This is a genomic window from Paenibacillus zanthoxyli JH29, from assembly GCF_000520715.1.
GTDB lineage: Bacteria > Bacillota > Bacilli > Paenibacillales > Paenibacillaceae > Paenibacillus_AQ > Paenibacillus_AQ zanthoxyli.
Genome location: NZ_ASSD01000699.1, coordinates 1 through 5,570 on the forward strand (window position 1 = coordinate 1; position 5,570 = coordinate 5,570).

Genomic DNA, 5,570 nt, shown 5'->3' on the forward strand with positions numbered 1-5,570 from the left:
ACGCCCGCTGCGGATATCATTCTTACCGCCACGGCGTTTCACGCGGATCGGTTCTTCCGGCGTCAGTTGGATTTCGGAATCCTTCTTCTCCCCGGTAAGCAGCTGCATCGCTGCGGACAGCAGACGAACGGAATCATACTGCTCAAGCAGTTGGATCGCAATACCCTTGTACTCGTTCAGTTCTCCATTCTCCATCGTATCCATCAGCCGCTCGGCGGTAACGCGCTGTTTGCCTTCAATCGCCTCAGCCATCGTAGGCAGCGGCTTACGGGCGATCCGGTGACGAGTCACACGCTCAATAAGACGCAGATGGTCGATTTCGCGAGGAGTTACAAACGACACGGCAGCGCCTTCCTTGCCAGCGCGTCCGGTACGTCCAATTCGGTGTACATAGCTTTCCGGGTCCTGTGGCAGGTCAAAGTTAATGACATGCGTTACCCCGGAAACGTCGAGTCCGCGAGCCGCCACGTCGGTCGCAACCAGTACATCGATGCTTCCGTCGCGGAATTTGCGCATTACAGCATCGCGCTGGTTCTGAGACAGGTCGCCGTGCAGACCGTCTGCAGAGTAGCCGCGTTTTTGGAGCGCTTCGGACAACTCATCAACCCGGCGCTTCGTCCGTCCGAATACGATCGCAAGTTCCGGAGATTCCATATCGATCAAACGGCTCAGCGCTTCGAACTTCTGGCGTTCCGGGACTTCAATGTACGCCTGATCGATCAGCGGCGCGCTAACCTGCTTCGGAATGACGGAGACATGCTCTGGGTTCTTAAGGAACTGCTGGGCAAGACGCTGGATGTTCGGAGGCATCGTTGCCGAGAACAGCATGGTCTGCCGTTCTTCAGGAACGAGCTTCAGGATGGACTGGATATCCTCCATGAAGCCCATATCCAGCATTTCATCCGCTTCATCCAGTACGACGGTCTGCACGTCGTCCAGACGGATCGTCTTGCGGTTAATGTGGTCAAGCAGACGTCCCGGCGTACCGATAATGATCTGCGGTTTCTTCTTCAGACCGCGGATTTGGCGGCCGATGTCCTGACCGCCATAGATTGGCAGGGATCGGATTCCCTTGAAGCGGCTGAGCTTGCCGATTTCTTCCGCTACCTGAATGGCAAGTTCACGGGTCGGCGTCATGATCAGCGCTACGATTTTTTCTTCCTCGCGGGGAATCTTGGTAATAAGCGGAATACCGAATGCTGCCGTCTTCCCGGTACCGGTCTGGGCTTGTCCGATCAAGTCACTGCCTGTCATAGCGATCGGGATGGACTGGGATTGAATCGGAGTTGCTTCCTCGAATCCCAGTTCTGTGATGGCTTGCAACACTTTCGGGTCCAAGTCAAATTCTGCAAATGTCTTCAAATTATTCATGCTCCTTCTATACAGTGGACATTCCACATGCTTGTCTGTATTCTTAAGTAGCGGCAAACATTTATAGGCTGTCCAATCATGCCGGAAACTCTGCATGGTTTCGCGTTAGGGGACGGCGGGCCGTCCTTTCATCAGGTGCTCCAATAGGCCCGAACAACAGTAGCTTCACATTCGAAACAATGCAAAAAGTTCATTGTAACGCTCTACTCAAGAATATCCTATACATTATATCACAAATCCAAAGAGGAATACCAGCGTATTCCTTTCATTTATACTTACATCGTTTGCATTCTTACTTACATCCCATGATTTCGGAAGGTGATTTTTGCTTGCTTAGATATTGCTTCAGCCTTCTGGCCGTAATTTTTGGCTCCGGACTGATTGCCGCCGGGTTCAATCTGTTCCTCATTCCTCATCGGCTGCTGAGCGGCGGCGTGTCCGGTCTGTCCATGTTGGCAAGCTATTTTACTCTGCTCAATGTCAGTTTGCTGTATCTTCTCTTCAACATTCCTCTCCTGGTTGCCGGATGGTTTCAGCTTGGCCGGCGTTTTATCGTGTTCAGCATTGCGTCGGTTGCCGCAACAACCTGGTTGATTGAAATCATTCCCGTGAAGATGCTTGTCTCCGATATGCTGCTGGCCTCCGTATTCGGCGGAGTGCTCGTCGGGGTCGGCAGCGGAAATTCGTTCCGCGTCGGCGGTTCGTCCGGAGGCTTCGATATTCTGGGCTCAATCATCAGCCGCCATAGGGACTTTCCCATTGGCAGCGTACTCGTATCCCTGAATGCGCTAGTTATTCTCGCCGCAGGTTATCTGGAGAATAACTGGAACATAGCTCTGGCTTCAATGGCCTCCATGTACGTAACCGGCCGGGTGGTTGATCTGATCCACGTCAGCCATATTAAAGTTACCGTATTAATTGTTACGAGCCGTACGGACGAAATGCTCCAGCACCTGCTTGAACTCCAGAGAGGCGTAACCAAGATCAAGACTGAGGGCGCTTACTCCCATACGGAAAAGGACATGCTAATGACAGTGACAACCCGTTACGAGTTGGCGGAGCTCAAGCGAATCATCAAACAGAGCGATCCGCAAGCTTTTGTCAATATCTTGGAAACGGTTGGTATTATGGGATCGTTCCGCAAAAGGTAATTTGTTAAATGGTGCACATGCTTAAAAATTGTGATATATTAATGATGCGCAGAAAGTCAATACATGTTCTTGATGATTCTGCTCTGCCCTCTTTTCCAGGCACTTGTCGTTTTTCTGGGTGAAACCTGAATTTAAGTTCAGCAACATTCGAAAAAGGAAAGGGTGATTACTGTGGAAATGGAAACGGTGAAATTGTCAGAAATCGTCAAGAAGTGGTATCCAGATATGATGCCGTTTCTCAAGCAGGACGAACTCGATTCTATGATCGTTCTGCGGGACGGGCTGAGCATTCTGGACTCTGCTGATGCGATGGACATCATTCAGTACAGCATTTGCGAGCATCAGGATTCTGCGTATCTTCAATGAGGAAACACGAGTTTTAAGGTTGCCGCCTGAACCAGCCTAATATCCGGTTCAGGCGGCATTTACTTTTTTTATTAATCTTACGATCGGCGGAAGACTGACAAAATGATTTCATTATTGTTACAAACCTGTTCTTTTTATTCGTTACCATTCTTATTATAATTTATACCAACGTACATAAAAGAGGAGAGAGAAAAATGAACATCACTTGGGCTATATTGATGATGGCCCTGGGAAGCGTGGGCGTTCAGCATGGGCAATCGCAAGCTGACGCTGCTGCCGTACTTCAATCCGTCACTTATACGACAGTTGCCGCAAATCAAACCGTCCCGCCAAATGCAACTGGAGGTTCGACAGATTCGAAACCAGGAGGCGCTGCTTCAACTCCAGCACCTTCCGCCTCGCCGGATGCAACCGCAACCCTTGATGGCGTGCCCCTGCCTGATCCTCAGCCGGACGCACCCAAAGTCAAAGGAATATACGTCACGGCATACAGCGCCGGCGGCTCGCGGATGGATACGCTGCTAAATTTGATCGACAAGACGGAACTGAACGCGATGGTTATCGACATCAAGGACGACGCCGGTTACATCACCTACAAGACGGATAACGCCGAGCTGCAGCAGATGGGTAAACCCCAGCCTTTTATCGGCGATATCAACAAATTGATGGAACGGCTGAAGAAGCATGATGTCTATCCAATCGCCCGGATCGTTGTCTTCAAGGATTCCGTGCTTGCCAAGAAAAATCCGCAATTGTCGTTCGTGAAGAGTGACGGTTCCGTATGGCACAACAAAGGCGGAGACAGCTTCGTCAATCCATACAACGAAAATGTATGGAAATACAATGTAGAAATCGCCAAAGAAGCGGTTAAGCTCGGCTTCAAAGAGATCCAATTCGATTACGTCCGCTTCCCCGAAGGATTTGAAAAACGGGCGGACTCGCTAAAATACACCAAGGTTGCAGGAAAAAGCCGGGTGCAAATCGTTTCGGACTTCGTCAAGTATGCGAAGCAGGAGCTAAATCCGCTCGGCGTAAGGGTATCCGTTGATATTTTTGGCTATGCCGCCTCGGTCCCGGCCGCAGAAGGAATTGGCCAGGATTTTGTGAAAATTTCCAAAAATGTGGATGTCATTAATCCCATGGTTTACCCAAGCCATTATTCGGGCGGCTGGTTCAACGTCAAGGACCCAGATAAGAACCCTTACGCAACCATCAAAGGTTCAATGGTGGATACCCACAAGAAATTAAATCCGCTAGGCAGCTACAAGCCAATTATACGGCCCTGGATTCAAGACTTCACAGCCAGTTGGCTTGGCAGCGGTCATTATATTAAATACGGCAAGCAGCAGGTGGAAGATCAGATCCGCGCGATGAAGGAACAGAATATTAACGAATTCCTATTATGGAATGCGAGCAATCGGTATACACCAGGCGTCGACTACGAAAAATAATGAATACTGCAATGATTAAATCATAAATTATTCTTATATTTTTGATCAGAGACCCGGCGCAGGTGGAGGTCACTGAAAAAGTCTCTTCAAAAAATACGCGAAAAAAAACGAGCCTCTAGAATCGTTTCTAAGGCTCGTTTTGCGTTCCGGGAATCATATTTGACCCCCTCAAAATGTTGAATTTCTAAAAATCAAGTAGTTTTTCAGTGCCCTCCGCAGGTGCCGGGTTCTTTGCTGGAGCCGGGCTTACAGCGGCTTGTGCTTGTTCATTCTCTAGATTTGCAAACTTAAAGATAACGAGGCATATTTTATTGAAACCAACAACATCATTCGGCCAAAAAATAGTCCAGTTTCTCCATATTCTCTTCCCCATCCTCATTACTCAAATCGCCTTGTCCGCGATTGCTTTTTTCGATACGAACATGTCCGGCAGATTTGGTACCGCCGATCTCGCTGGGGTCGCGATCGGAACCAGCCTGTGGATTCCCATTCAAACTGGACTGAGCGGTATCTTAATCGGCCTCACCCCTATCGTTTCGCAGCTGTTAGGAAAAAGGCGTGATGGCGAAGTCGCTTACAAAGTCATGCAGGGCATCTGGCTGTCGCTTATCGTATCCCTTTTCGTACTGGTGCTTGGAACGCTCGCTTTGGGACCGGTTCTGGGTTTTATGGACCTTGAGCCTTCCGTACGCAGCATCGCTTTTCGCTTTCTTGGCGCCATATCCTTCGGAGTCATTCCTCTGTTCGGGTACACCGTGCTGCGCAGCTGTATTGATGCAACCGGACAAACCCGGGTGTCGATGTTCATTACTCTAATCGCCCTACCTGTAAATGTCGGATTAAATTATCTGTTAATCTTTGGCCATTGGGGCTTTCCCCGCATGGGCGGAGTCGGTGCCGGTGTGGCTTCCGCCATTACGTACTGGATCATTTTTGGTGTGGCGCTTCTGTTTATATTTCTGGCAGAGCCTTTCAAGAATCTAGGGATACTCCGCGAATTTCACGCACTCTCACCAGCGGCCATTAAAGAGCAGCTCTTGATCGGGGTGCCAATTGGCTTCTCCATCTTTTTTGAGACAGCGGTCTTCTCCACGGTTACGCTGCTAATGAGCCGGTTCGACACGATGACGATTGCCGCCCATCAGGCGGCGATCAACTTTGCCTCCATGCTGTATATGATTCCGCTCAGCATCTGCATGAGTCTTACCATTCTCGTCGGCTTCGAGGCCGG

The 5,570-nt window shown here is 49.7% G+C and carries 5 protein-coding genes; 4 read left to right on the top strand and 1 reads right to left on the bottom strand.

Annotated elements, in window-relative coordinates; translation table 11 throughout:
* Positions 1-1,362 (bottom strand): DEAD/DEAH box helicase (locus L691_RS0126945; protein WP_025693294.1); only part of this gene is annotated, 1,362 nt, incomplete at its 3' end.
* A gap of 338 nt (positions 1,363-1,700) precedes the next feature.
* Here L691_RS0126945 and L691_RS0126950 point away from each other — a divergent pair.
* The 4 genes from L691_RS0126950 to L691_RS0126965 form a co-directional block, all read left to right on the top strand.
* Positions 1,701-2,522, top strand: a complete 822-nt coding sequence (locus tag L691_RS0126950) for a YitT family protein (protein ID WP_025693295.1) — start codon at positions 1,701-1,703, stop codon at positions 2,520-2,522.
* 177 nt (positions 2,523-2,699) lie between these two features.
* The gene (locus L691_RS0126955) at positions 2,700-2,888 is read left to right on the top strand and encodes a hypothetical protein (RefSeq protein ID WP_084654504.1); all 189 of its coding nucleotides are present in this window, start codon (positions 2,700-2,702) and stop codon (positions 2,886-2,888) included.
* A 194-nt stretch (positions 2,889-3,082) separates the two neighbouring features.
* Complete coding sequence (locus L691_RS0126960; protein WP_025693297.1) at positions 3,083-4,339, top strand: putative glycoside hydrolase; 1,257 nt, start codon at positions 3,083-3,085, stop codon at positions 4,337-4,339.
* A 311-nt stretch (positions 4,340-4,650) separates the two neighbouring features.
* The coding region (locus tag L691_RS0126965) for an MATE family efflux transporter (RefSeq protein ID WP_025693298.1) at positions 4,651-5,570 on the top strand (920 nt) is incomplete at its 3' end.

Bases quoted from the DNA above. Each gene is read 5' to 3' on its own strand.
- L691_RS0126955 (WP_084654504.1), top strand. From the start codon at position 2,700: ATGGAAACGGTGAAATTGTCAGAAATCGTCAAGAAGTGGTATCCAGAT.
- L691_RS0126960 (WP_025693297.1), top strand. From the start codon at position 3,083: ATGAACATCACTTGGGCTATATTGATGATGGCCCTGGGAAGCGTGGGC.